The sequence below is a fragment of the Acidovorax sp. ACV02 genome (assembly GCF_014851475.1).
Lineage (GTDB): Bacteria > Pseudomonadota > Gammaproteobacteria > Burkholderiales > Burkholderiaceae_C > Acidovorax > Acidovorax delafieldii.
Window position 1 is genome coordinate 1 of the sequence record NZ_JACUZU010000029.1, and the last position, 508, is coordinate 508.

At 57.1% G+C, this 508-nt stretch carries 1 protein-coding gene; it reads right to left on the minus strand.

Features of this window, described 5'->3' with window-relative positions; genetic code table 11:
- On the minus strand, nucleotides 1–455 hold a 455-nt coding region (locus tag IB236_RS24670; protein ID WP_192422488.1), incomplete at its 3' end, for a hypothetical protein.
- Nucleotides 456–508: the final 53 nt, after the last annotated feature.

A 508-nucleotide genomic window follows, 5' to 3' on the forward strand; every position in this document is an offset into this window, starting at 1 on the left:
CTTCTGCCGGGTGCGGCGGCCCGGCTGATGCCGTCTCCCCCCTCTTCCCTCTTTTCCTTCCCCCCTCCTTCCTCTCCCCTTCTCTCCTCCTTTCTTCTTTCCCCCCTTTTTTCTCTGTTCCTTTTCTCCCCTCCCCCCTCCCCTCCCTTCCCTCTTTCTTCTTTTCTTCTTCCTCTTTCCTCTTTTTCCTTTTTTCCCTCTTTCCCCTCCCTCTCTCCCCCCTCTTCCCTTTCCCTTTCCTCCTTTCCTTTCTCTTTTTTTTTTCTCCTTTCTTCCTCCTCCCCCTCCCTCCTCCTTCTCCCCTCCTTCTTTCTTTTCCCCTTCTCCCCTTCCTCCCTCTTTCCCTTCCTCCTCTCCCTCCCTTTCCTCCTCCCTTCCCTCCTCTTCCCCTCCCCCTCTCTCCCTCCTCCCTCTCTTTCCTTCCTTCTCCCCTTCTCCCTCCTTTCCTCCCTCAACCCCTTTCCCGAACGCTTTGCCTACCGACCTTCTCCCCCTCCTCCCCTGCCGT